Below are 23,214 nucleotides of genomic sequence, written 5' to 3' on the forward strand. Positions count from 1 at the left end.
CCCTGTATTGCACGGTCGGCGAGCGGCACGGGCAACGGCTGAGGTCCTGCTGAAAAACATGGCGCACGGCCGCTTTCGTTTCGAACGCTTCCAGCTCGACACCGGCGACCGGCTGCTGACCCGGGATGATGCGCCGGTCGAGCTGAACGCCCGCTATCTCGACGCCCTGACCCTGCTGGTCCGCGAGGACGGCAGGCTGGTCTCGAAAGACCGTTTCCTCGAGGAGGTCTGGCGCGGCGTCCCCGTCACCGACGAGGCCCTGACCCAGTGCATCCGGACCATTCGCAGGCAGCTGGGCGACGACGCGGCCCGTCCGCGGTTCATCGAGACGGTGCCCAAGCACGGCTACCGCTTCATCGCGCCCGTCACGCACCTCGAACCTGACGCCCCGCGCCTGGCGCCTGGCGACCGCCCGGCCGCCGGGATTTCGCCGCACGATCGATGGCGGCCCTTTCTCCGTCTCGGCGTGGCGGGCATGGCCGGCGGGGGAGTCGCCGGCGTGTTCGGAGGCCTGTTCTATGGCGTCATCGGCGCCGCCCAGCCGCAGCCGTCCGGCATGGGCGCCTTGTCGATCATCCTCGTTCTGGTCTGCCTCACCACCATCATCGGCCTTCTGGGCGGGGCCGGCGTCGGCTTCGGCATCGCCACAGCGAGCGTGATCCCGGGCCGGACCGCGCTGTGGAGCACGGTCGGCGGGGCCGTGGGCGGAATGTTTGTCGGCGCCGTCGTGAAGCTGGTCGGCGTCGACGCCTTCAGCCTGCTGTTCGGCCAGACCCCCGGCGAGATCACGGGCGCGGCCGAAGGCGCCCTGCTGGGCGGCGCGATCGGTTTCGGCGTCTGGCTGGGACGGCGAGCGGGCGGTCCGTCCTCGCCGGGGTACAGCACCGCCGTCGCCGGTCTGGCCGGGGGCGCGGCCGGCGCGCTCATCCCCCTGCTGGGCGGACGGCTGATGGGAGGCAGCCTCGAACAACTCGCCCGAGGGTTCCCCAACTCCCGCCTCGGCATCGACCGGATGGGGGCCCTGTTCGGCGAGAGCAGTTTCGGCCCGGTCAGCCAGGTCATCACGGCCGGTCTCGAAGGCGCCCTGTTCGGCGCCTGTGTCGCGGGCGCCCTGCGGTTGGCGAGGCGCCGGCCGGGCGGCTAGGCCCGCTTGCTCGCGATGACCCGGAGCACCGCGTCGGCGGCGATCTCGGACGGGTCGCGCCCCGCCCGCCCCATCAGGTCCAGCGCCGCCGTCTGCCGCTCCGCCTGCGCCCGCCGCGCCTCCGGATCGGCCAGCAGCCGGCCGACCTCGGCCGCCGCCGATTCGGGCGTGGCTTGGTTCTGGATCAGCTCGCGCGCGATCTCGGCGTCGGCGGCGTGGTTGAACAGGGTCGCGTATTTGCCCGTGAAGAACGGCTTCATGATCGCATAGCTGAGCGGCTGGAACCGATAGGCGATCACCATGGGCGCCCCGGCCAGGGCCAGTTCGGTCGAGACCGTGCCGCTGGTCGCCAGGGCGACCGTGGCGGCGCGCATGGCGGCGTATTTCTCGCTCTCCGGGACCAGATACGCCCGGAAAGGCCAGGCCGCGACGCGGGCCGCGACGTCGTCGGCGACGGTGCCGGCCGCGACGACGGCCACCTCCAGCGACGGATCGGCCGCCTTCAGCCGCGCGACCGCGGCCTCATAGACCGGCGTCATCAGCCGGATTTCGGAGGGCCGGCTGCCCGGCAGGACCAGCAGCAGGTTCGCATCGGAGGCAATTCCCCGCGAGGCCCGGAACGCCGCCGGATCCGCGTCGCCGAAATCGACGTGGAGGGCCTGCGAACCGACCACGGTGGTCGGCAGGCCTTCCTGTTCGAACCAGGGCGCGTCGAAGGCGTAGAGCGCCAGCAGATGATCGACCGACGCCGCCAGCGTCTTCGCCCGGCCGGGCCGCGAGGCCCAGACCTGGGGGCCGACGTATTTGATCAGCGGCACGCCCGGCAGGGCCGTCCTCAGCGCCTTGGCGACGCGGATGGTGAAACCCCAGCTGTCGATCAGGACCACGGCGTCGGGCTTTTCAGCGACGGCGAGCGCGACGGTGTCGATCACGCGACGCTTGACCAGGCCATAGGCTTTCAGCCCCTCGAGCCAGCCCAGGATGGACAGTTCGGCGATGTCGAAAGGGCTTTGGACCCCCTGTTCGGCCATCCGGTCGCCGCCGACGCCGACGAAGACCACGTCGGCTCCCAGCCGCGCCTTCAACGCACGGGCCAATCCGGCTCCCAGCGCGTCGCCGGACGCCTCGGCCGCGACCAGCATGATCTTCAACGGCCGGCTCATCGGTCCGTCTCGCCCCAGACGAACAGGCCCAGCCGGTCGGCGGCCTCTACGATGGCGGGATGATCGATCAGGATCAGCTTGCCGGCGATCCCGCCGACGCCGGCCAGGCCCGCCGCAGCGGCCATCTCGACGGTGCGCGCGCCCATCACCGGCATGTCCACACGCAGGTCCTGGATCGGCTTGGGCGCCTTGCCCAGCGCGCCCTTGTGGCTTGTGGCCGAGCCGCGCAGGTCCGCCGGCAGGGCCGCGACCCGCGCCAGCATGGCGTCGGTGCCCTCCTGCGCCTCGACCGCCAGGACCAGGCCGTCGCACACGACCGCGCCCTGACCGATATCGAGTTCTCCTGCTTTTTCCGCAATGTGAAGCGCTTTCCTCAGGTCGAGGATCTGCTCGGGTGTCGGCTCGACCGCGCCCAGGGCGCCGGCCGGCAGGGTCTCTCCGCCCAGAATGTCGTCGGCGCCTTCGATGGCGTAGCCCTCATTCTCGAACACCGACAGGATCTTGCGCAACAGGGCGTCGTCGCCCTTGCTGGCCGCGGCCACGATGCCCGGCAGCAGGGTCGCCCCCTTGAAATCCGGCTTCAGGCTTTTGAAGTCGGGCCGGTTCACCGTGCCGGCGAAGGTCACCGCGGCGCAGCCAGCCTTCCTGAGCGCCGACAGCACCTTGCCGATCTCCGCCATCCCCGCCTCGATCCCGGGATAGCGCGCCAGATGCGGATCGGCGAAGCCGGTCAGCCGCACCACGAACACCGGCCGTCCCTCGGCCTCGCATCGCGCCGCTACGGATATCGGCAGGGCGCCCGCGCCGGCGATCAGGCCCAGCTTGCCGCCCGTCCCGGCGCCGCTCATTCGCCCGGCAGGCAAAGGGGCCGTTTGCCGTCCTCGCGGATGAAGGCCGTGATTTCCATGATCTCGGGCAGGTCTGCGTAGGCGGCCTCGACCGCGTCCAGCCGGTCGGCGAAGGTCCCGCCGCCCTCGAACAGATCGCGGTATGCGGCCAGCAGGCGGCGGATCGACGCCTTGTCATAGCCCTTCCGCTTCAGCCCGATCAGGTTCAGGCCGTGCAGCTGCGCGTGATTACCCCAGGCCGAGCCATAGGGGATGACGTCGCGCGTCACCGCCGCGAGGCCGCCGACGATGGCGCCCTGCCCCACCCGGCCGTTCTGGTGCACCGCCGCCAGACCGCCGAGGAAGACCTTCGAGCCGATCCGGGCATGCCCCCCCAGAGTGGCGTTGTTGGCCATCACGACATTGTCCCCGACCACGCAGTCGTGGCCGACGTGGGCGCCGGTCATGAACAGGCCATGGGAGCCCACCCGCGTCACGCCCGCGCCCTGCGGCGTGCCGCGGTTGAAGGTGGAGTGTTCGCGGATGCTGTTGTCGGTCCCGATCTCCAGCCTGACAGTCTCGCCCTTGTAGCCGGTGTGCTGGGGGTCGCCGCCGATGACGCAGAAGGGATGGATGACCGTCCGCGCGCCGACCGTCGTGTCCTGCTGCACCACCGCGTGGCTGACCAGCCGCACCCCGTCGTCCAGCACCACCCCGGGGCCGACGATGCACCACGGGCCGATCTCGACGCCGTCGGCGATCCGGGCGCCGGGGTCCACGACCGCCGTGGCGTGGATGCGGCTCACGCAGCCACCGGCTTGTCGATGGTGACCATCATGGCGGCGAAGTCGGCTTCCGAGGCCAATTTGCCGTCGATGAAGGTCTCGCCGCGGAATTTGAAGATGTCGCCGCGCATCTTCGTCACCACCACCTTCATGCGCAGCTGGTCGCCGGGACGCGCGGGTTTGCGGAAGCGCACGCCGTCGATGGACATGAACATGATCACCTTGCCCTCGACCTGGACGTCCATCGACTTGGACATCAGCAGGGCGCCCGTCTGGGCCATGGCCTCGATGATCATCACCCCGGGCATGACCGGATCGATCGGGAAATGGCCCGGGAAATAGGGCTCGTTGTGGGTGACGTTCTTGATGCCGGTGATCGAGGTGTTGGCCACGAAATCCTCGGCCTTGTCGATCAGCAGGAAGGGATAGCGGTGCGGCAGCCGCCGCATCACCTCGGCGTAGTCGATCTTGCCGTCACTGCTCATCCTGCGGCCTTCCTCGCCGACGACGCTACGAACGCGCCTTTCCGGACGCCTGTTTGGCGAGCCAGATCGTTTCGCGCAAGAACTGTCGGATCGGTTTGGCGGGATAGCCCGACCAGGTCTCGCCGGCGGGGATGTCGGCCAGCACCCCCGCGCCGGCCGCCACGCGGGCGCCTTCGCCGATCCTGATATGGTCGCCGATCCCCGCCTTGCCGCCGAAGATGACGTTGTCGCCGACGATCACCGAGCCCGAGATGCCGGTATTGGCCGCCATCAGGCAGTTGCGGCCGATGACGCAGTTGTGGCCGATCATGACCAGATTATCGATCTTGGTGTTCTCGCCGATGACCGTGTCGTCATAGGCGCCGCGGTCGATGCAGGAGTTGGCGCCCAGGGTGACCCCGTCCTGAAGGATGACCCGACCCAGCTGGGGAATATCGACCGGCCCCGTCTTCGACCCGGCCGCGCCGAAGCCCTGTTCGCCGATCCGGGCGCCCGAGTAGATTTTCACCCGGTCGCCGACGAGGGCGAATCCGACCGTGACGTTCGAACCGATCTGGCAGTCGCGCCCGATCTGGACGCCGGGCCCGATGACGGTGTTGGCGCCGATGCGCGTGCCGCGTCCGATCCGGACCCCCGCGCCGAGGACGACGCCGGGCTCAAGGACGACCGATCCGTCCTCGGCGGCCTGGTCCCGGTCCGCCGCTACGTCCAGCGGGACGGGCCGGTGAAACTGGAGCGACGCCCTCGCCCATGACGCCTGGGCCTCGCCGGATACGATCACCGCCGCGTCCGCCGGCGCGAACTCGACCGCGCTGCGGGGCACGATCACGCAGCCCGCGCGGGTTTCGGTCAGGACTGACTGGAATTTACGGTCGCCCAGAAAGGCGACCTCGGTCGGGCCGGCCGAAGCCAGGGGCGCGACGGCGGAGACCTGACGGTCTCCGCCTCTTTGGGTTTCGCCCCCGATCCGTCCGGCCAGTTCGCCGACGCTGAGCGCCGGCAAGCTGTCGAAAAAACGCGGATCGGGCATCGAAAGCTTACTGCTGCGGCGCTTGCACCGGCACCGGGGTTCGGTTGAAGCTCAGCGACGGCAGGGCGGTGTTCAGGCGTTGGATGACCACGTCGGTGATGTCCATCGCCGGATTGGCGATATAGACCGCCGAGCGGTCCAGCAGCAGGCCGCAGCCGCGCTCCTGATAGACGGCGACCAGGATCGGATCGGCCGCCTGGGCGATGGCGCGGATCTGCAGCTGCTGGGTGTACTGCAGCTCCTGTTGACGGGTCTGCTCGAGCTGCTGGGCCTCCTGGGCGCGCTGCTGCAGAGCCTGACGGCGCGTGCCCTGCGGGTCGGCGGCGGCGCCGCCCTGCTGCAGCTGTTGGGCCTCCGTCTGGATCGCGGCGGCGTAGGGCTGAAGCTCGCCCTGAACCTCGGTGACCAGACGCTGCATGCCGGTCTGGACCGATTGGCCGGCGGTGGAGGTGGCCAGCAGGCGGTCATTGTGGAAGATGCAGACGCCGGCGATCGCCGGGCCGGGGTTGGCCGGAGCCTGGGCCTGGGCGGCGGCCGAACCGGCGGCCAGCGAAGCGAGCGCGAAAGCGCCGAGAGCGAACAGTTTCATCGTTAACCTTTGAGCGGAACCGGGTCCCGCAAGTTAGAACTGGGTTGAAGTCGAGAAGCGGAAGGTTTCTGTCTTGTCGTATTCTTCCTGGCCGATGATGTGGCTCAGATCGAAGCGGATCGGGCCCATGGGCGAACGCCAGTGGATGCTGACGCCGGCCGAAGCTCGCAGCTGAAGCTCATCAATGATGCCGGGATCGGGATTGCCAAGCGAGTTCACCGTATAGCGTTCGTCCAGGACGCCCAGCGTCCCCACGTCGGTGAACAGAGAAGTGCGAATGCCGTATTGCTCGGGCAGGAAGTTGGGAACGGTCAGCTCGAGCGTGCCGATGGCGTAGAAATTGCCGCCCAGGGCGTCCGTCGTGTTGAGGTCGCGCGGGCCCAAGCCGGCGGTTTCGAAGCCGCGGAAGCTGTTGCCGCCCTTGAAGAAGCGGTCGTTGATGCGGATAGGATCGCCGCCCCACCCCGCGATATAGCCGGTCGAGGCGGTGGCCGTGACCACCCATTCAGGCGTGATGCCCCAATAGGCCGAAACGTCGCCCTCGGTCTTGATGTAGTTCACGTCCCCGCCGATGCCGGCGAAATCCTGACGGAAGGAGCCCGTCCAGCCGCGGGTCGGGCGGACGGGGTCGTTGCGGCGATCGACCAGCAGGGTGTAGCCCGCCGACGAGTTGAGGAACGACCCCACCTGGTCGCACAGCGCCGTCGAGCCCGAACCGGTCGCCGAGCAATAGCCCGTCGGAACGATGATCTCGTCGCTCTTGAGGAAGTAGCGGGTGCTCAGCAGCGTATAGCCGTTCAGCGGATACGACAGGCGCACGCCGCCGCCCGTCGAGCGATAGTCGTAGGACGAATATTCGCTGAGATCGTACCGCGAGTGGAAGGCGTCGAAGCCCGCCCGCAGGTCGCGGCCGAGGAATTTCGGCTCGGTGAAGCGGAAATCGATCTGCTGGCGCAACGAGCCCCACTCCAGACGGGCCACGACGTTCTGGCCCCGGCCGCGGAAGTTGCGCTCGGTGATGCCCAAGTTGACGACGAAGGAGTCGACCGAGCTGAAGCCGGCGCCGACCGAAAGCTCGCCGGTCGGCTGCTCCGTGACCGTGACGTTGATGACCGAGCGATCGGGCGCCGAACCGCGCGCCTCCTCGACCGTGACGTCCTTGAAGAAGCCCAGGGCCCGCAGGTTGTTGCGCGAGCGCTCCTGAAGTGTGCGGTTGAAGGCGTCGCCCTCGGTCAGCATCATCTCGCGGCGGATGACATTGTCCAGGGTGCGGGTGTTGCCGATCACGTTGATCCGGTCGACGTAGACCCGCTGGCCTTCCTTGATGTTGAAGGTCACATCGACGGTGTCGGTCTCGGGATTGGCCCGATAGGTCGGCTCGATCTCGACGAAGGCGTAGCCGGCGGAACCGGCGGCGAACGTCAGGGCGTCGACCGCCGTCTCGATCTTGTCGCTCTCGTACAGGTCGCCGGTCCGGATCGGCAGCAGCAGCTTGAGGAAGTCGGGGTTCAGCCGGTCGTTCTCGGTGACCACGTCGACCGTGCCGAAATTATACCGGTCGCCCTCCTCGATCGTGAGGGTGATGCCGAAGGCGCTGTCGTCGGGCGCCAGTTCCGAAATCGCCGACAGGACGCGGAAATCGTAATAGCCGCGGTTGGTGTAGAATTTCCGCAGCTGCTCGCGGTCGTAGTCGAGCCGGTTCGGGTCGTAGTTGTCGTTGGTCGTGAACAGGCGGTACCAGGCGGACTGCTGGGTCACCATCACGCCGCGCAGGTCGTTGTCCGAGAAGGCGGTGTTGCCCAGGAAGGTGATCGCGCGCACCCCGGTTTCCGGTCCCTCGTCGATCTCGAACACCACGTCGACGCGGTTCTGGTCCAGCTGGACCAGCTTGGGCGTCACGGTCGCGGAAATCCGGCCCGACAGGCGATACAGCTCGACGATCTTGCCGACATCCTCCTGAACCCGGGCGCGGGTGTAGATGCCGCGCGGCTTCAGGGTGACTTCCTCGGTCAGCTTGTCCTCGCTGAGCGCGCCGTTCCCCTCGAACACCACCTGGTTGATGATGGGGTTCTCGACGATCTCGACGACCAGGTCGCCGTTCGGCTGGACGCCCAGCTGGACGTCGGCGAACAGCTGGGTCCGGGTCAGGGTGCGCACGGCGACGTCCAGCACCGCGGCGTCGACCACGTCGCCGGGCTGGATCGGCAGGTACGACAGCACCGTCGTCTGGTCGATGCGCTGGTTGCCGCGCACGAGGATGCGGCTGATCTGGATCCGCTCTTCCTGGACCGGCGCGGCCGCGGGGGCCGGCGCGGCCTCGATCGGTGCGCCCGGCTGGATGGCGGGGGCGGTCTGGGCCAGCACGGGGCCGGCCAGACCCGCCGCGACCGCAAGGGCCAGCAGGCTCGGGCTCAGGCGCCGGGCGAAAGAGAGGGCGGACGCGTCTTGTCGGATCATGCGGGAAACCATCGGGGGCTGGCGTCGGCTCGTCATGCGAGCCCGCCGAGGAATTTGAACAGGCTCAGCTTTTGCAAGTCGTTCCAGGTGGCGAACAACATCAATCCCGCCAGCAAAGCAAGGCCGACGCGATAGCCCGCCTCCTGAACGCGGGCGGGGACTGGCCTGCGGGCCACAGCTTCATAGCCGTAGAACAGCAGGTGGCCCCCATCCAGAACCGGAATCGGCAGCAGATTAACAATGCCAATTCCGATCGAAACTATGGCGGCGAACTGAAGAAACGTCAGGCCGAGGTTCGCGGCGATGTAGCCGGGGTCGGGATCGGCAGCCACAGCCTGACGGGTAGCCCCTCCGGCTGCCCGGGCGATTCCGATCGGTCCGCTCAGCAGATCGCCCGATTCCTTGCCCGTGAAGATCCGGCCGATGTAGGTGCCGGTCGTCGCGACCGTCGTCCCGATCATCTCCGCGCCCTTCCCCGCCGCCTCGAGCGGGTTCAGGCGGCGAAACCGGTAGTCCTCACGCAGGGGCAGAAGCGCAAGGCCGACCTGGGCTACGCGCACGCGGCCGGACAGTTCGTCATCCCGCAGTTGCCGCTGTGGCGTGGCGACCAGGTCCAGCCGCCGGCCGGTGCGGTCCACCGTAAAGCGCAGGGATTCGCCCGCGCTCAGCATCACCGTCTGGGTGACTTCGGCCTGATCCTGGATCGGGCGGCCGTTGATGGCGAGGATCTTGTCGCGGGGCAGGAAGCCGGCTTCGGCCGCCGGGCTGCCGGGCACGACGGCCGCGACGCGCGGCGCGGCGATCCGCTCGCCGATGACGCTGAACAGGATGGTGAACAGCACGATCGCCAGCAGGAAATTGGCCGCCGGACCCGCGGCGACGATCAGGGCGCGCTGCCAGATCGGCTTGAAATGGAAATAGTCACGTTCCGCCCCCGCCCCGTTCTCGGCGACGACCCGCTGGCGCAGCTCGGCCAGGCCGGCCTGATCCGGCACGCTGGACGCGTCCAGATCGCCGGCGAATTTGACGTATCCGCCCAGCGGCAGCCAGGCCAGCCGCCACTCGGTCCCGCGCTTGTCGGTCCGGGCGACGATCGTCTTGCCGAAACCGATCGAGAAACGGTCGATCTTCACGCCGAAGGCGCGCGCGACGAGGAAATGGCCCAGCTCATGGATGGTGACGATGAACGTCAGCACCAGAAGGAAGGGTACGATGTAGAGCAGCGCCTGGCCGAGAAAGCCCGTCATGCCGATAAGGGTCCCCTCCGCCGTCAGGCTGCCGCCGCGATGCCCTGGATGATCGATTCCGCCGTCCTTCGCGCCTGCGCATCGACCTCGAGGGCCGCGTCGCAGGCGTCGTCGGAACAGGAAATCGCCCCAGGGGCCGTCATGCGCGACAAGGTGTCGGCGACGACTGCGGCAATATTGAGAAAGCCCAGTCGGCGGTCAAGGAAGGCCAGGGCGGCCACCTCGTTGGCGGCGTTGAACACCGTCGGCGCCGCGCCTCCCGCCCGCAACGCCTGCCGGGCCAGTTTGAGGGCCGGGAAACGCTCCTCGTCGGGGGCCTGGAAGGTCAGCCGGCCAAGGGCGGCCAGATCCAGCCTGGGGGCCCGCCATGCGATCCGGTCCGGCCAGCCGAGGGCGTAGGCGATCGGAGTCTTCATGTCCGGCGGCCCCATCTGGGCCAGGGTCGAGCCGTCGACGTATTCGACCATGCTGTGGATGATGGATTCGGGATGGACGACCACCTCGATCCGCTCGGCCGGCATGTCGAACAGATAGGCCGCCTCGATGGCTTCCAGACCCTTGTTGGCCATGGTGGCGCTGTCGACCGAAATCTTGGCCCCCATGCTCCAGTTGGGGTGGGCCACCGCCTGCTCGGGCGTGATCCCGCCAAGGGTCTCGCGCGGCATGGTCCGGAACGGTCCGCCTGACGCCGTCAGCACCAGTTTCGCCACCTGTCCCGGCGCCTCGTGCGGAAACACCTGATAGATGGCGGAATGCTCGGAATCGACCGGAATCAGCCGCCCGCCGGACCGCCGCACCCGCTGGATCAACGCCGGTCCGCAGCAGACCAGGCTTTCCTTGTTGGCCAGGGCCAGCGTCGCCCCCGTGGACGCGGCCGCCCAGGCCGAACGCAGGCCCGCCGCGCCGACGATGGCGGCCATGATCCAGTCCGCGGGCCGGGTCGCGGCCTCGATGACGGCCGCGTCCCCGGCGGCGGCTTCGACGTCCGTCCCGGCAAGGGCCTCCCTCAGCTCCTGCAGGCGCGCGGGGTCCGCGGTCACGGCGATCTTCGGCCTCCAGCGCCGGGCCTGTTCGGCCAGCCGGGCGATATTGGCGCCGCCCGTCAGGGCCACGACCTCGAAGGCGCCGGTTCCGGCCGCCTCGATCTGGTCCATCAGGTCCAGCGTCGAACAGCCGACCGACCCGGTCGAGCCCAGCACGGTGACGCGCCGCCGGATCACGCTCCGCCTCCGAACACGCCCGCCAGCAGCCGCCCGCAGGCCACCACCACCACGGCGAACATCAGCCCGTCGACGCGGTCCAGCAGGCCGCCGTGCCCGGGTATCAGCTTGCCCGCATCCTTGACGCCATAGCGCCGCTTCAGGGCGGATTCCCACAGATCGCCGGCCATGGTGGCCAGCGCCGCCGCCAGACCCAGCAGGGCGCCCCAGGCCGGGCCGACGCCCATGTCCAGGAAGGCCGCCAGCAGGGCGCCCGCGGCCGTCCCCGCCGCCAGACCGCCGATGAAGCCCGACCAGGTCTTGTTGGGCGAGAATCGCGGCCACAGCTTGGGTCCGCCCACCAGACTGCCGACCAGATAGGCCATGATGTCCGAGGCCCAGGCGATGGCGAAGGCGTACACCGTCCAGGCCAGCCCCGACTGGCTGTCGACGTCCCTCAGCCAGATCAGCAGCACCGCCGGCCAGCCCAGGTACAGAACCCCATAGGCCGCATCCAGCGCCTCCTGCCCGCGGTTGCGCGCGAACAGGCCCGCGGCGACGGCGCCGAAGACGAGCATCACCAGGGCCAGCGACAGCTGTTCGGCGTGGGCCGCCACGACGCCCGCGACCAGACCGAAGGCCACCGCCCCGGCCATGACACGCCACGCCCTGGCGGCGCTCATCATCGCCCATTCGACGGCCAGCAGGGCGCAGGCCAGCAGCATCAGCCCCAGGAACCACAGGCCGCCGGCCCAGATGGCCAGAACGGCGGCGGGAGCCAGCACGACGGCCGATGCGGCCCTCAGGCCAATGTCGCCCGCCTTGACCGCCATCAGCCGGCCGCGAGGGCGGGCGCCGCATTCGGCGCGGCCCGTCCGCCGAAACGCCGGTCGCGGTTGCGGTACTGCTCGACCACGTCCGCCAGCGCTTCCGCTCCGTAATCGGGCCACAGCACATGCTGATAGACCAGTTCGGCGTAGGCGGCTTCCCACAGCAGGAAGTTGGACAGGCGTTGCTCGCCCGAGGTGCGCACGATCACGTCGACCGGCGGCGCGCCCGCAGTGGACAGGCCGGCGCCCAGCGCCTGCTCGTCCAGCGGTCCCGTCGCTTCGCCGGCCAGCACCCGGTCCACATGCCGCCGGGCCGCGTCGACGATGTCGGCCCGGCCGCCGTAGTTGAAGGCCACCTGCAGGGTGAATCGGTCGTTGTGGGCCGTCGTCGCCTCGGTCCGGTCGATGATGGCGGCGATGTCGGCGGGCAGGCCCGCGCGGCGGCCCAGAATCCGCACTCTCACGCCCTCGCGCTCCAGCCGCTTCAGATCGCTGGCGACATAGGTGCGGACCAGCCCCATCAGATCAGAGACCTCCTCCGCCGGCCGGCTCCAGTTCTCGGTCGAAAAGCCGAACACCGTCAGACAGGTGATACCCAGCGCCGGCGCGGCCTGAACCGTCCGCTTCAGCGCCTGCACCCCCTCGCGGTGACCCATGGCGCGCGGCAGGCCCCGGGCTTGGGCCCAGCGGCCGTTGCCGTCCATGATCAGGGCGACGTGACGCGGCCCGTCAGTCGGCGCGGCGGGATGGGAAGGTTTGGCGGGCATCGGCGCTTATCCTACGGCAATTCGCGCCGTCAAACCTGCATGATCTCAACTTCCTTGGCCCTCAAGGCCTCGTCGATGCGTTTGATGGCCGCGTCCGTGTCCTTCTGGACCTCGGTCTCCATCTTCTTCTGTTCGTCCTGGCTGATCTCGCCGGCCTTCTCGGCCTTCTTCAGGTCCTCGTTGGCGTCGCGGCGCACGTTGCGGACGGCGATCTTCTGCTGCTCGGTGTATTTGCCCGCCAGCTTGGCCAGGTCCTTGCGGCGTTCTTCGGTCAGCGGCGGCACCGGAATGCGCAGGGTCTGGCCGTCCACGATCGGGTTCAGGCCCAGGCCGGCGGCGCGGATGGCCTTCTCGACCGGCCCGACCATCGACTTGTCCCAGACGTTGACCGAGATCATGCGCGGCTCGGGCACGCTGATGGCGGCGACCGAGTTCAGCGGCGCGTTCGAGCCGTAGGCCTGCACCTGCACCGGATCCAGCAGGCCGACGTTGGCCCGGCCGGTGCGCAGACCGTTGAACTCTTCCTTCAAGGCGGCGACGGACTTGTCCATACGCTCGCGGTAGGTTTTCAGGTCGGGCTTGGCCATGGTCGTTTCTCTCGTGGTTTCTTGGCTTTGGCGGCTCAGGCGGCCTTCTTGGATGAGATGACCGTAAAGGTCCCCTCCCCCGTCAACGTCCGACGCAGCGAATTGTCTTCCCGGATCGAGAAGACCACGATCGGAATGCCCGAGTCACGCATCAGGGCGATGGCCGAAGCGTCCATGACCTTGAGGTCCTTCGCCAGCACGTCGTGATAGGTCAGGGTGTCGTACCGCGTCGCGGTCGGGTCCTTCTTGGGATCGGCGGTATAGACGCCGTCCACGCTGGTGCCCTTCAGCAGGGCGTCGCAGCCCATCTCGGCGGCCCGCAGGGCGGCGCCCGAGTCGGTGGTGAAGAAGGGCGCGCCGACGCCGGCGGCGAAGATCACCACCCGGCCCTTTTCGAGATGGCGCAGGGCCCGGCGGCGCACATAGGGCTCGGCCACGGCGTTCATGGTCAGGGCGCTCTGCACCCGCGTCTGGACGCCGATCTTCTCGAGCGCGGCCTGCATGGCGAGCGCGTTCATGACCGTCGCCAGCATGCCCATATAGTCGGCGGTGGCGCGTTCCATGTCGCCCGCGGCCTTGCTCAGGCCCCGGAAGATGTTGCCGCCGCCGATGACCAGGCAGATCTCGACGCCCTCGCGCGCGACGTTGGCGACGGCCTGGGCCACGGTCGCCACCGTCTTCTGGTCGATGCCATAGGCCTGGTCGCCCATCAGCACCTCGCCCGAAACCTTCAGCAGGACGCGCTTGTAGAGAAACTCGGGCGGGGCGTCGGGCATGAGGCGGTCCTGGGGGCGGCGGATTCGGCTCCTTATAGGAAGCGAACCCGCCGGTTCAAAGGCCTGACTGCCGCGATTACATCCGCAGGATGATGGTCTCGACGATCGGCCGCCGGTCCCAGATCTGCTGGCTGGCCTTCTTCAGCGCCCGCGAGACGGCCTGTTCGATGACCATCTCGTCCTCCAGCGCCGCGCCCTTGAGCTTCAGCACCGCCTGTTCGGCGCGCTCGGCCAGATCATCCAGCGCGTCGCCCAGCGGCGATTCCGCGTCGCCGGGCAGGCCGATGGCCCGCACGTCGATGTCGCTGACGATCTTGCCGCGCCTGTCCATGGCGAAGCTGACGATCAGAACGCCGTTGGTCGAGGCGTGACGGCGCTCGTGCAGGGCCTCGCCCTGTTCGGTGACCAGACGCCCGCCGTCGACGTACAGCCGGCCGCTGGGGACCTCGTCGATTATGGCCGCGGGGCCGGGAGCCAGTCGCACCATGTCGCCGTTGCGTGGGGTGACCGTCTCCGGCACGCCCATGTCCTTCGCGAGGTTGGCATGTTCGGCCAGGTGGCGGCGCATGCCGTGGGTCGGGACGGCGATCTTCGGCCGCGCCCAGCGGTACATCTGGCGCAACTCCTCGCGGCACGGGTGGCCCGAGACGTGGATGCCGGGATGGTCCTTCTCGGTGTAGAGGCGAACGCCGCGGTCGGTCAGCTTGTCCTGCAGCCGGCCGATCGACAGCTCGTTGCCGGGGATGACCCGCGACGAGAAGATGCAGTGATCGCCCTTGCTCAGCTTGATGTAGGGATGGGTCCCCTCCGCGACGCGCGACAGGGCCGCCCTCGCCTCGCCCTGACTGCCGGTGCACAGATACAGAATCTGGTCGGCCGGCCAGACGCGGGCCTCCTCGTCGGTCAGGAACGGCTTGACGTCGTTCAGCATGCCGACCGACTTGGCCGCCGAAGTGATGCGATGCATCGATCGCCCCGCCAGCGACACGCGCCGCCCGGCCTTCTCCGCCGCCCGGATCACGCTGTCCATCCGCGCCACGTTGGAGGCGAAACAGCCGACCGCGATCCGGCCCTTCAGCCCGCCGATCAGTTCGGACAGGGCGTCGCGCACCCCGCCTTCAGACCCCGCCGATCCCTCGACGAAGACATTGGTCGAATCGCACACCATGGCCAGGACGCCCTCGTCGCCGAGGCGGCTGATGGCGTCGGCGTCGGTGACCCCCCCGATGATGGGATCGTCGTCGATCTTCCAGTCGCCGGTGTGCAGCACCGTGCCCAGGGGCGTCCTGATGGCCAGGCCGTTCGGCTCGGCGATCGAATGGGTCATGGTGACGAAGGTGACGTCGAACGGCCCCAGATTGATGGTCCCGCCCAGCGGCACCTCGATCAGCTTGACCTGGTCCAGAATGCCGGCCTCGCGCAGCTTCTCGCGGATCAGGAAGGCCGTGAACGGCGTGGCGTACAGCGGCGCCTTCATCCGGCTCCACAGCCAGCCCAGGGCGCCGATATGGTCCTCATGAGCGTGGGTCAGGACGATGCCGCGGATCGTCTCGCCTTCCAGGAAGGACGGATCGGGCACGATCACGTCGACGCCGGGCGTCGACAGGTCGCCGAAGGTCACGCCCACGTCGACCACGATCCACTCGCGGTTCGCCTCGGGGCCGTAGCCGTACAGATTCAGGTTCATACCGATTTCGCCCGACCCGCCCAGCGGCAGGAAGACGAACTCGTCGTTGGTTTGCTTTTTCATACGTCCTTGAGATGGGTATTCCGCCGCCAGATTTCGAGCAGGCCGCGGATGGTCAGGTCCGGATCGAACCGGTCGATGGAATCTGTTGCGCCTTCAAACAGCGAGGCGACGCCGCCGGTTCCGATGACGGTCATGGGTTTCCCCCACTCCGCCTTGATACGCGCGACCAGGCCCTCGATCAGGGCGACATAGCCCCAGAAGACGCCCGATTGCATGTTGGAGACGGTATCCTTGCCGATCACCTTGTCCGGCTTCTGGATGGCGATGCGGGGCAACATTGCGGCGGCCTCGTGCAACGCCTGCAGCGACAGGTTGATGCCGGGCGCGATAACCCCGCCCTCAAAGGCTCCGTCGGCGGCCACAACGTCGAAGGTGGTGGCCGTGCCACTGTCGATGATGATCAGATCACCGGGATAGACCATGTGCGCGCCGATGGCGTTGACCAGCCGGTCGGCCCCCGCCTCGCTCGGCTTGGTGATCCGGGCCGTCATGCCCAGTTCCACGTTCTCGCCGACCACCAGCGGTTCGACCGACAGATAGCGGCGGGCGAGGTTGCGCAGGTTGAAGATCGACTGCGGCACAACGCTGGAAATGATGCAGCCGTCCAGTTGGCCGATCGCCAGTCCGCGCATGGCCAGCAACTGGCACAGCCAGACGGCGTATTCGTCGGCCGTGCGGTTGGCGTGGGTCGCGGTCCGCCACTGGGCGACCCATTCGGTCCCGTCGTGGACCGCGAACAGCGTGTTGGTGTTGCCCTGCTCGATCGCCAGAAGCATTACGCGGCCTCCCCGAAGAAGACGTCGCCGGCCGAGATCAGCCGCAGCGACCCGTCCGCCAGTCTCAGTTTCAGCGCCCCGTCCGGCGCCACGCCCTCGGCGCGGCCCTCGACGGTCTCGCGTCCCAGCCGCGCCACGGCGGGTCCGTCCAGCCCCGGCGTCCGCGCCTGCCAGGCGTCGAGGATCGGCTGGAAGCCCAGCGTTTCCCACCGGTCCATCCACGCCGCGAAGGCTTCGGCCAGCGTCGCCGCCGCGACCTCGACCGTCGGCGGCGCCAGCACGTCGCCGCGCAGATGATGGACCAGCGCCGTCGCCGGTCGCTCGGTGCCCTCCGGCGCATGGACCAGATTGACCCCGATCCCGACCGCCAGCCACAGGCCGCCCGTCTCGTGGGCCCCGGACTCGACCAGCACGCCCGACGCCTTTTCGCCCGCCAGCATCGCGTCATTGGGCCATTTGATCGTCACCAGCGACGGCGGCGCCCAGGCGTCCAGCAGGTCGGCGATGGCCAGGGCGGCGACGAAGGTCACCTGCGCCGCCTCGGCCGGCGGCTTGCGCGTCAGCTGCAACAGGGTGGCGAACAGATTGCCGCCCTCGCTGGCCCATTCCCGCCCGCGCCGTCCGCGCCCCGCCGTCTGGCGACGCGCGACGATCCACAGCGGCCCCGTCTCGCCGGCCTCGGCGCGGCGGCGGGCGTCCGCATTGGTGGAATCGGTGTCTTCCAGCAGCAGGATCGGGGCGGCGGGCATCGCGCCCTATCCGGCTCCGAATCCGACGGCGGCGGCGCGGCTCAGCGGCTCGATCCACGTCAGACCGACGATCACCAGCGGGAAGCTGAAGGCCGCAGCGGCCCAGGCGATGGTCTTCGCCTCGATCGGCGAGGCGTCGGTCGGCAGGGCGTCTTCCGGCGCCTTGTCGAACCACATCAGCTTGATGATCCGCAGATAGTAGAAGCCGGCCACGACCGAGGCGACCAGACCGGCCGCGCCGACCATCCAGTAGCCGGCGTCGGCGGCGGCGCCGAAGACATAGAATTTGCCCCAGAAGCCCGAGAACGGCGGCATCCCCAGCACCGACAGCGACAGCACCGTCAGCGCAATGGCTGTCAGAGGCTTGTCCTTGCGCAGCCCCGCCAGATCAGCGATGCGCCGGATCGGCCGCCCGCCGCGCGACAGCGACAGCAGGATGGCGAAGAAGCCGAACTGGTCGATCACATACAGGGTCATGAACAGCAGCATCGCCTGGATGCCCATGGTCGTGCCGGCGGCGATGCCCAGCAGGGCGTAGCCGATGTTGGCGATCGACGAATAGGCCAGCAGCCGCTGGATGTCCTTCTGCGCCAGACCGCCGAACGCGCCGACGGCGAAGCTGATCAGCGAGATCAGGATCAGGACCTGGGCCCACTGGTCGTGCGATCCGGCGAAGGCGCCTTCCAGGGTGCGCGCGATCAGCACCATGGCCGCGACCTTGGGGGCCGTGGCGAACAGGGCCACGACCGGCGTCGGCGCGCCCTCATAGACGTCGGGCGTCCACATGTGGAACGGCGCGGCGGAGACCTTGAAGGCCAGACCGCAGATCAGGAACACCAGGCCGAAGATCAGGCCCGTCGACGGGTTGGCCGCGGCGTAGGCGGCGATCTCGTCGAACCGCATCGAGCCGGCGAAGCCGTAGATCAGGCTGGCGCCGTACAGCAGCAGGCCCGACGACAGGGCGCCCAGGACGAAATACTTCAGCCCCGCCTCGGACGCCTTCAGGTCGTCGCGATGGAAGGCGGCCAGCACATACAGGGCCAGCGAATGCAGCTCGATGCCGATGTAGAGCGAGATCAGATCGCCCGACGACGCCATCATCCCCATGCCGGCCGAGGCCAGCACGATCAGGATCGGATATTCGAACCGCGCGATCCTCGCCCGATGCATCCAGCCGTCGCCCAGGACGATGGCCACGGCGCTGGACAGGAAGATCACGGCCTTGCCGTAGACGGCCAGAGGATCGGCGACATAGGCGCCGTTGAACGCCTGTCCCAGCGGGCCGGTCACGGTAACGGCGGTCGCGGCGACCAGAAGCGCCGCCGACAGGACCGACACCAGCCGGGCGCTCTTCTCGCCCATGAAGGCGCCGAGCATCAGCAGCACCAGGCCGCCGACGGCGAGCGTGCTCTCGGGGGCGGACAGGCGCAGGGCGAAATCGAGGTCAGGCATCATGGTCTCACCCGCCGATCGCAAGTTGATAGGCGGAAGTCAGGGCCTCGACCGAGGCGGCGGTGTAATCCAGCACCAGGCCGGGCTGCACGCCCAGCCACAGGGTGCCGATGATCAGCGGCGCGAAGATCAGCAGTTCGCGCCTGTCGACGTCGGTGATGGCCTTCATCGCCGGATTGGTGATCTCGCCGAACATGACGTTGCGGTACAGCGTCAGGGCGTAGACCGCCGAGAAGATCACGCCCGAGGCCGCGAACAGCGCCGTCCAGGTCGAGACGCCATAGACGCCCGTCATGGTCAGGATCTCGCCGATGAAGCCCGAGGTGCCCGGCAGGCCGACATTGGCCATGGTGAACAGCAGGAAGATGGCCGCGAACCACGGCATCCGCGCGGTCAGGCCCCCGTACAGGGCGATCTCGCGGGTGTGCATCCGGTCATAGACCACGCCGACGCAGAGGAAGAGCGCGCCCGAAATCAGGCCGTGGCTCAGCATCTGGAACACCGCCCCCTGAACGCCCAGGGCGTTGCCGGCGAAGATGCCCATGGTCACGAAGCCCATGTGCGCCACCGACGAATAGGCGATCAGCTTCTTCATGTCCGTCTGCCGGAAGGCGACCAGCGAGGTGTAGACGATGGCGATGGCCGACAGCACGAACACCAGCGGGGCGAACATCTTCGACGCGTCCGGGAACATGGGCAGGTTGAACAGGATGAAGCCGTAGCCGCCCAGCTTCAGCAGGATGCCGGCCAGGATGACCGAGCCCGCCGTTGGCGCCTGCACGTGGGCGTCAGGAAGCCAGGTGTGAACCGGCCACATCGGCATCTTGACCGCGAAGCTGGCGAAGAAGGCGAGCCACAGCAGGGGCTGGACCGTCGGGCTGAAGGCGTACTCCTTGAGCGCCGGAATGCTGGTGGTGCCCGCCTCATGCGCCATCCACAGCATGGCCAGCAGCATCAGGACCGATCCCAGCAGGGTGTAGAGGAAGAATTTGTAGGCCGCGTAGATCCGGTTCGCCCCGCCCCACACGCCGATGATGATGAACATCGGCACCAGGGTGCCTTCGAAGAAGATGTAGAACAGGAAAAGGTCCAGCGAGGTGAACACTCCGATGACCAGGGTCTCCAGCACCAGGAAGGCGATCATATAGTCGACCACGCGGTCGGTGATCGTCTTCCAGCTGGCGATGATGCACAGCGGCATCAGGAAGGCCGTCAGCAGGACGAACAGGATCGAGATCCCGTCCACGCCCATGAAATACTGGGCCCCGGCGAACCACTGGTAGCGTTCGGTGAATTGATAGGCCGCCGTCAACGGATCGAAGCTCGCGACCAGCACGGCCGAGACCGCCAGAACGACGACCGTGGTCAGCAGCGCGATCCAGCGCGCGGCCCCGTCGGCCGAGGCCTTGTTCAGCAGCCGCGCCAGCAGGATCAGTCCCGCGCCGACCAGCGGCAGGAAGGTGACGACGCTGAGGATGTAGGGGATCTGGGGCAAGATCAGGCTCCCCACGCATAGATGGCGAAGGCGAGGAAACCGGCCACGCCGAGCAGCATCACGAACGCATAGTGATAGACATAGCCGGACTGGATTTTCGCCAGCCGGGCCGCGGATTTCAGCGACGCCCAGGCCGCGCCGTTCGGGCCCAGCCCGTCGATGATCTTCACGTCGCCGATCTTCCAGAACAGGTCGCCGACCGCCTTGGCGCCCTTCACGAACACGGCGTCATACAGCTCGTCGAAATACCATTTGTTGTAGAGGAAGCCGTGGACGACCCCGCCCCGGTCGGCCATGCGCCGCGCCAGGCCTTCCTTGAGGACATAGAACCAGAAGGCGGCGAAACTGCCGATCAGCGTCAGGATCAGCGGCGACCACTTCACCCAGGTCGGGACCGAATGGCTCTCGTGCAGGACGTGGTTGTCGGGGCCGGTGAAGATGGCGCCGCGCCAGAAGGCGTGCTCGCCGCCGCCGATGAAATACGGCGCGAAAACGAGACCCGCGGCGACCGCGCCGACCGACAGAACCAGTAGCGGAACCAGCATCACCCACGGGCTTTCGTGCGGTTGCAGCGGACCGTGGTGGCCATGGTCATCGTGCGCGTGCCCGTCAGCGGCGTGATCGTCCGCGATCGGCTCGGAATGGGTTTCCAGCTGGGCGTGCGAGGCGTGGTCGTCATGCGCGTCGTCGTGATGCGCGTCCTTCCAGGCCGGCTTGTTGTGGAAGGTCATGAACACCAGCCGCCACGAATAGTAGGCGGTCAGACCGGCGGCGGTGATGCCGACCAGGAAGGCGAACAGGCCCATGGCGCTGTGGCCGTTGGTGAACGAGGCGAAGGCGCTCTCGATGATCGAGTCCTTGGAATAGAAGCCCGCGAACCCGCCGACGCCGGGAATGCCCAGGCCGGTGATGGCGATGGTGCCGATGGTCATCACCGCATAGGTCACTGGCAGAAGGCGCCACAGCCCGCCCATCTTCCGCATGTCCTGCTCGTGGTGCATGCCATTAATCACCGAGCCGGCGCCCAGGAACAGCAGGGCCTTGAAGAAGGCGTGGGTGAACAGGTGGAACATGGCGGCCTGATAGGCGCCGACGCCCGCCGCGAAGAACATGTAGCCCAGCTGCGAACAGGTCGAATAGGCGATGACCCGCTTGATGTCGTTCTGGGCCAGGCCGACCGTGGCCGCGAACAGGGCCGTGATCGCGCCGATCAGGGCGACGATGGCCGAGGCGACCGGGGCGTATTCGAAGATCGGGCTCAGCAGGCAGACCATGTAGACGCCGGCCGTGACCATGGTCGCCGCGTGGATCAGGGCCGACACCGGCGTCGGGCCCTCCATGGCGTCCGGAAGCCAGGTGTGCAGGAAGAACTGGGCCGACTTGCCCATGGCGCCGACGAACAGCAGGAAGGCCGCCAGATCGAGCGCCGACCAGGTGTGGCCCAGGAATTCCCAGCCCGTCCCCGCCTTCGACGCGATCATCGGGAACAGCTCGGCGAACTGGATCGTGCCGAACATCCAGAAGACGGTGAAGATGCCCAGGGCGAAGCCGAAGTCGCCGACGCGGTTGACCACGAAGGCCTTGATGGCGGCGGCGCTGGCGGTGGGCTTCTTGTACCAGAAGCCGATCAGCAGATAGGACGCCAGCCCCACCCCTTCCCAGCCGAAGAACAGCTGCATGAAGTCGGCGGCGGTGACCAGCGCCAGCATGGCGAAGGTGAACAGCGAGAGGTAGGCGAAGAACCGCGGCTTGTCGGGGTCCTGGGCCATATAGCCCCAGGAATACAGGTGCACGAGCGAAGACACCGTCGTCACCACCACCAGCATGGTCGCCGACAGGGCGTCGACGCGGATCGACCAGACCGACTGGAAATCGCCCACGTTGATGAAGGGGAACAGCTCGACCGTGAAGGCCTGCAGCCCGCCCCAGATCCACTGGCTGAACACGATCCAGGCCACGGCGCACGAGAAGAACAGCAGGCCCGTGGTGATCGACTTGGAAATCAGGTCGCCGAGCCGGCGGCCCGACAGGCCGACGATGGCCGCGCCGAGCAGCGGGGCGAAGACGCCGAGGGTGACGAGGGTCTCGAGATTCACGATCAGCCCTTCATCACGGACGCATCATCAACCGCGATGTCGCCGCGGTTGCGGAAGAAGGTCACCAGAATGGCCAGGCCCACGGCGGCCTCGGCCGCGGCCACGGTCAGGACGAACATGGCCATGATCTGCCCCTGCACGTCGTTGAGGTAGGCCGAGAAGGCGACGAAATTGATGTTCACGGCCAGCAGGATCAGCTCGATCGACATCAGGATGATGATGACGTTCTTGCGGTTCACGAAGATGCCGAACACGCCGATGGTGAACAGGATGGCGGCGACCGCCAGATAGTGCTGCAGGGTGACGACCATCAGACCAGATCCTCGGGGGTGACGCCGGCGCCGGTCGCGACCGACTTCACTTCCATCGCCGTCTTCGCGTCGCGGCCGACCTGGCGGGCGACGTCCTGGCGCTTGATGTTGGGCTTGTGCCGCAGGGTCAGGACGATGGCCCCGATCATGGCGATCAGCAGCACGATCCCCGCCGCCTGGAAGATGTAGACATAGTCCGTGTACAGAACGCGCCCGATAGCCTCGACATTGGAGGCCTCGGCCGTCGCCGCGACCGGTCCGACGGCATCGGCCGCCGCGCCGCCGCTGACCACGGCCAGCGATATGATGATCATCTCGGCCAGCAATATGCCCGCCACGATCATCGCCAGCGGCAGATAGCGGGCATAGCCCTCGCGCAGCTTCACGAAGTCGACGTCCAGCATCATGACGACGAACAGGAACAGCACCGCCACGGCGCCGACGTAGACGACGACCAGCAGCATGGCCAGGAACTCCGCGCCCAGCAGGACGAACAGCCCGGCCGACGAGAAGAAGGCGAGGATCAGCCACAGCACGCTGTGCACGGGGTTCTTCGCCGTCACGACCATCAGGCCGCCCAGCACGGCCACCGCGGCCAGCAGATAGAAGGCAATGCCTTGCAACATCGGAGGCCTTCGCCCCTTTCGGACTGTGGGCGGCGATCCCTGTCGGAATCACGGCCCGGTGAGCGTCTGCGCC

At 68.0% G+C, this 23,214-nt stretch carries 22 protein-coding genes; 1 reads left to right on the forward strand and 21 read right to left on the reverse strand.

The genetic code is table 11. The features are described from left to right. The first annotated feature begins 58 nt into the window (after positions 1-58). The gene (locus tag VN378_RS02415; RefSeq protein WP_325740640.1) at positions 59-1,144 is read left to right on the forward strand and encodes a transcriptional regulator; all 1,086 of its coding nucleotides are present in this window, start codon (positions 59-61) and stop codon (positions 1,142-1,144) included. Here VN378_RS02415 and lpxB read toward each other — a convergent pair. The 21 genes from lpxB to VN378_RS02520 form a co-directional block, all read right to left on the reverse strand. Then, a complete protein-coding gene (gene lpxB, locus VN378_RS02420; protein WP_325740641.1) occupies positions 1,141-2,307 on the reverse strand; it encodes a lipid-A-disaccharide synthase in 1,167 nt (388 codons plus the stop codon). The two genes, VN378_RS02415 and lpxB, sit on opposite strands and share 4 nt — an antisense overlap. Further along, a complete protein-coding gene (gene lpxI / locus VN378_RS02425; RefSeq protein WP_325740643.1) occupies positions 2,304-3,155 on the reverse strand; it encodes a UDP-2,3-diacylglucosamine diphosphatase in 852 nt (283 codons plus the stop codon). The genes lpxB and lpxI overlap by 4 nt, the downstream gene beginning before the upstream one ends. After that, positions 3,152-3,940 carry an acyl-ACP--UDP-N-acetylglucosamine O-acyltransferase gene (gene lpxA / locus VN378_RS02430; RefSeq protein WP_325740645.1) on the reverse strand — a complete coding sequence of 263 codons (789 nt, stop codon included), beginning with the start codon at positions 3,938-3,940 and terminating at the stop codon, positions 3,152-3,154. The genes lpxI and lpxA overlap by 4 nt, the downstream gene beginning before the upstream one ends. Continuing rightward, positions 3,937-4,404, reverse strand: a complete 468-nt coding sequence (gene fabZ, locus VN378_RS02435; RefSeq protein WP_325740647.1) for a 3-hydroxyacyl-ACP dehydratase FabZ — start codon at positions 4,402-4,404, stop codon at positions 3,937-3,939. Before fabZ ends, lpxA begins: the two co-directional genes overlap by 4 nt. A gap of 25 nt (positions 4,405-4,429) precedes the next feature. Next, complete coding sequence (gene lpxD / locus VN378_RS02440) at positions 4,430-5,434, reverse strand: UDP-3-O-(3-hydroxymyristoyl)glucosamine N-acyltransferase (RefSeq protein WP_325740649.1); 1,005 nt, start codon at positions 5,432-5,434, stop codon at positions 4,430-4,432. A gap of 7 nt (positions 5,435-5,441) precedes the next feature. Continuing rightward, on the reverse strand, positions 5,442-6,023 hold the full coding sequence (locus VN378_RS02445; protein WP_325740651.1) for an OmpH family outer membrane protein: 582 nt from the start codon (positions 6,021-6,023) through the stop codon (positions 5,442-5,444). A gap of 33 nt (positions 6,024-6,056) precedes the next feature. After that, on the reverse strand, positions 6,057-8,480 hold the full coding sequence (bamA, locus tag VN378_RS02450; RefSeq protein ID WP_325740653.1) for an outer membrane protein assembly factor BamA: 2,424 nt from the start codon (positions 8,478-8,480) through the stop codon (positions 6,057-6,059). Between the two features lie 32 nt (positions 8,481-8,512). Then, the gene (locus VN378_RS02455; protein WP_325740655.1) at positions 8,513-9,727 is read right to left on the reverse strand and encodes an RIP metalloprotease; all 1,215 of its coding nucleotides are present in this window, start codon (positions 9,725-9,727) and stop codon (positions 8,513-8,515) included. 23 nt (positions 9,728-9,750) lie between these two features. Further along, positions 9,751-10,947, reverse strand: coding sequence for a 1-deoxy-D-xylulose-5-phosphate reductoisomerase (dxr, locus tag VN378_RS02460; protein ID WP_325740657.1), 1,197 nt, complete (start codon positions 10,945-10,947; stop codon positions 9,751-9,753). Next, positions 10,944-11,759, reverse strand: coding sequence for a phosphatidate cytidylyltransferase (locus tag VN378_RS02465; protein ID WP_325740659.1), 816 nt, complete (start codon positions 11,757-11,759; stop codon positions 10,944-10,946). Before VN378_RS02465 ends, dxr begins: the two co-directional genes overlap by 4 nt. After that, positions 11,759-12,523 (reverse strand): polyprenyl diphosphate synthase, encoded by a 765-nt coding sequence (gene uppS, locus VN378_RS02470; protein WP_325740661.1) that lies wholly within the window; start codon positions 12,521-12,523, stop codon positions 11,759-11,761. The genes VN378_RS02465 and uppS overlap by 1 nt, the downstream gene beginning before the upstream one ends. A 29-nt stretch (positions 12,524-12,552) precedes the next feature. Next, positions 12,553-13,110 carry a ribosome recycling factor gene (frr, locus tag VN378_RS02475; RefSeq protein WP_055829332.1) on the reverse strand — a complete coding sequence of 186 codons (558 nt, stop codon included), beginning with the start codon at positions 13,108-13,110 and terminating at the stop codon, positions 12,553-12,555. Positions 13,111-13,145: 35 nt separating this feature from the next. Then, the gene (pyrH, locus tag VN378_RS02480) at positions 13,146-13,886 is read right to left on the reverse strand and encodes a UMP kinase (protein ID WP_325740664.1); all 741 of its coding nucleotides are present in this window, start codon (positions 13,884-13,886) and stop codon (positions 13,146-13,148) included. A 76-nt stretch (positions 13,887-13,962) separates the two neighbouring features. Further along, complete coding sequence (locus VN378_RS02485) at positions 13,963-15,636, reverse strand: ribonuclease J (protein ID WP_325740666.1); 1,674 nt, start codon at positions 15,634-15,636, stop codon at positions 13,963-13,965. Then, positions 15,633-16,412, reverse strand: coding sequence for a type III pantothenate kinase (locus tag VN378_RS02490; RefSeq protein WP_325740668.1), 780 nt, complete (start codon positions 16,410-16,412; stop codon positions 15,633-15,635). The genes VN378_RS02485 and VN378_RS02490 overlap by 4 nt, the downstream gene beginning before the upstream one ends. Next, positions 16,412-17,161: a biotin--[acetyl-CoA-carboxylase] ligase gene (locus VN378_RS02495; protein ID WP_325740670.1), complete on the reverse strand. Its 750-nt coding sequence runs from the start codon at positions 17,159-17,161 to the stop codon at positions 16,412-16,414. The genes VN378_RS02490 and VN378_RS02495 overlap by 1 nt, the downstream gene beginning before the upstream one ends. A gap of 6 nt (positions 17,162-17,167) precedes the next feature. Continuing rightward, on the reverse strand, positions 17,168-18,613 hold the full coding sequence (gene nuoN, locus VN378_RS02500) for an NADH-quinone oxidoreductase subunit NuoN (protein ID WP_325740672.1): 1,446 nt from the start codon (positions 18,611-18,613) through the stop codon (positions 17,168-17,170). 7 nt (positions 18,614-18,620) lie between these two features. Continuing rightward, positions 18,621-20,099 carry an NADH-quinone oxidoreductase subunit M gene (locus VN378_RS02505; protein ID WP_325740715.1) on the reverse strand — a complete coding sequence of 493 codons (1,479 nt, stop codon included), beginning with the start codon at positions 20,097-20,099 and terminating at the stop codon, positions 18,621-18,623. Between the two features lie 11 nt (positions 20,100-20,110). Then, the gene (gene nuoL / locus VN378_RS02510; protein ID WP_325740674.1) at positions 20,111-22,204 is read right to left on the reverse strand and encodes an NADH-quinone oxidoreductase subunit L; all 2,094 of its coding nucleotides are present in this window, start codon (positions 22,202-22,204) and stop codon (positions 20,111-20,113) included. Between the two features lie 2 nt (positions 22,205-22,206). Then, the gene (gene nuoK, locus VN378_RS02515) at positions 22,207-22,515 is read right to left on the reverse strand and encodes an NADH-quinone oxidoreductase subunit NuoK (protein WP_325740676.1); all 309 of its coding nucleotides are present in this window, start codon (positions 22,513-22,515) and stop codon (positions 22,207-22,209) included. Further along, entirely contained in the window at positions 22,515-23,141 is a 627-nt protein-coding gene (locus VN378_RS02520) for an NADH-quinone oxidoreductase subunit J (protein ID WP_325740678.1), read from the reverse strand. The genes nuoK and VN378_RS02520 overlap by 1 nt, the downstream gene beginning before the upstream one ends. Between the last annotated feature and the right edge of the window lie 73 nt (positions 23,142-23,214).

This window comes from Brevundimonas sp., from assembly GCF_035561115.1.
Lineage (GTDB): Bacteria > Pseudomonadota > Alphaproteobacteria > Caulobacterales > Caulobacteraceae > Brevundimonas.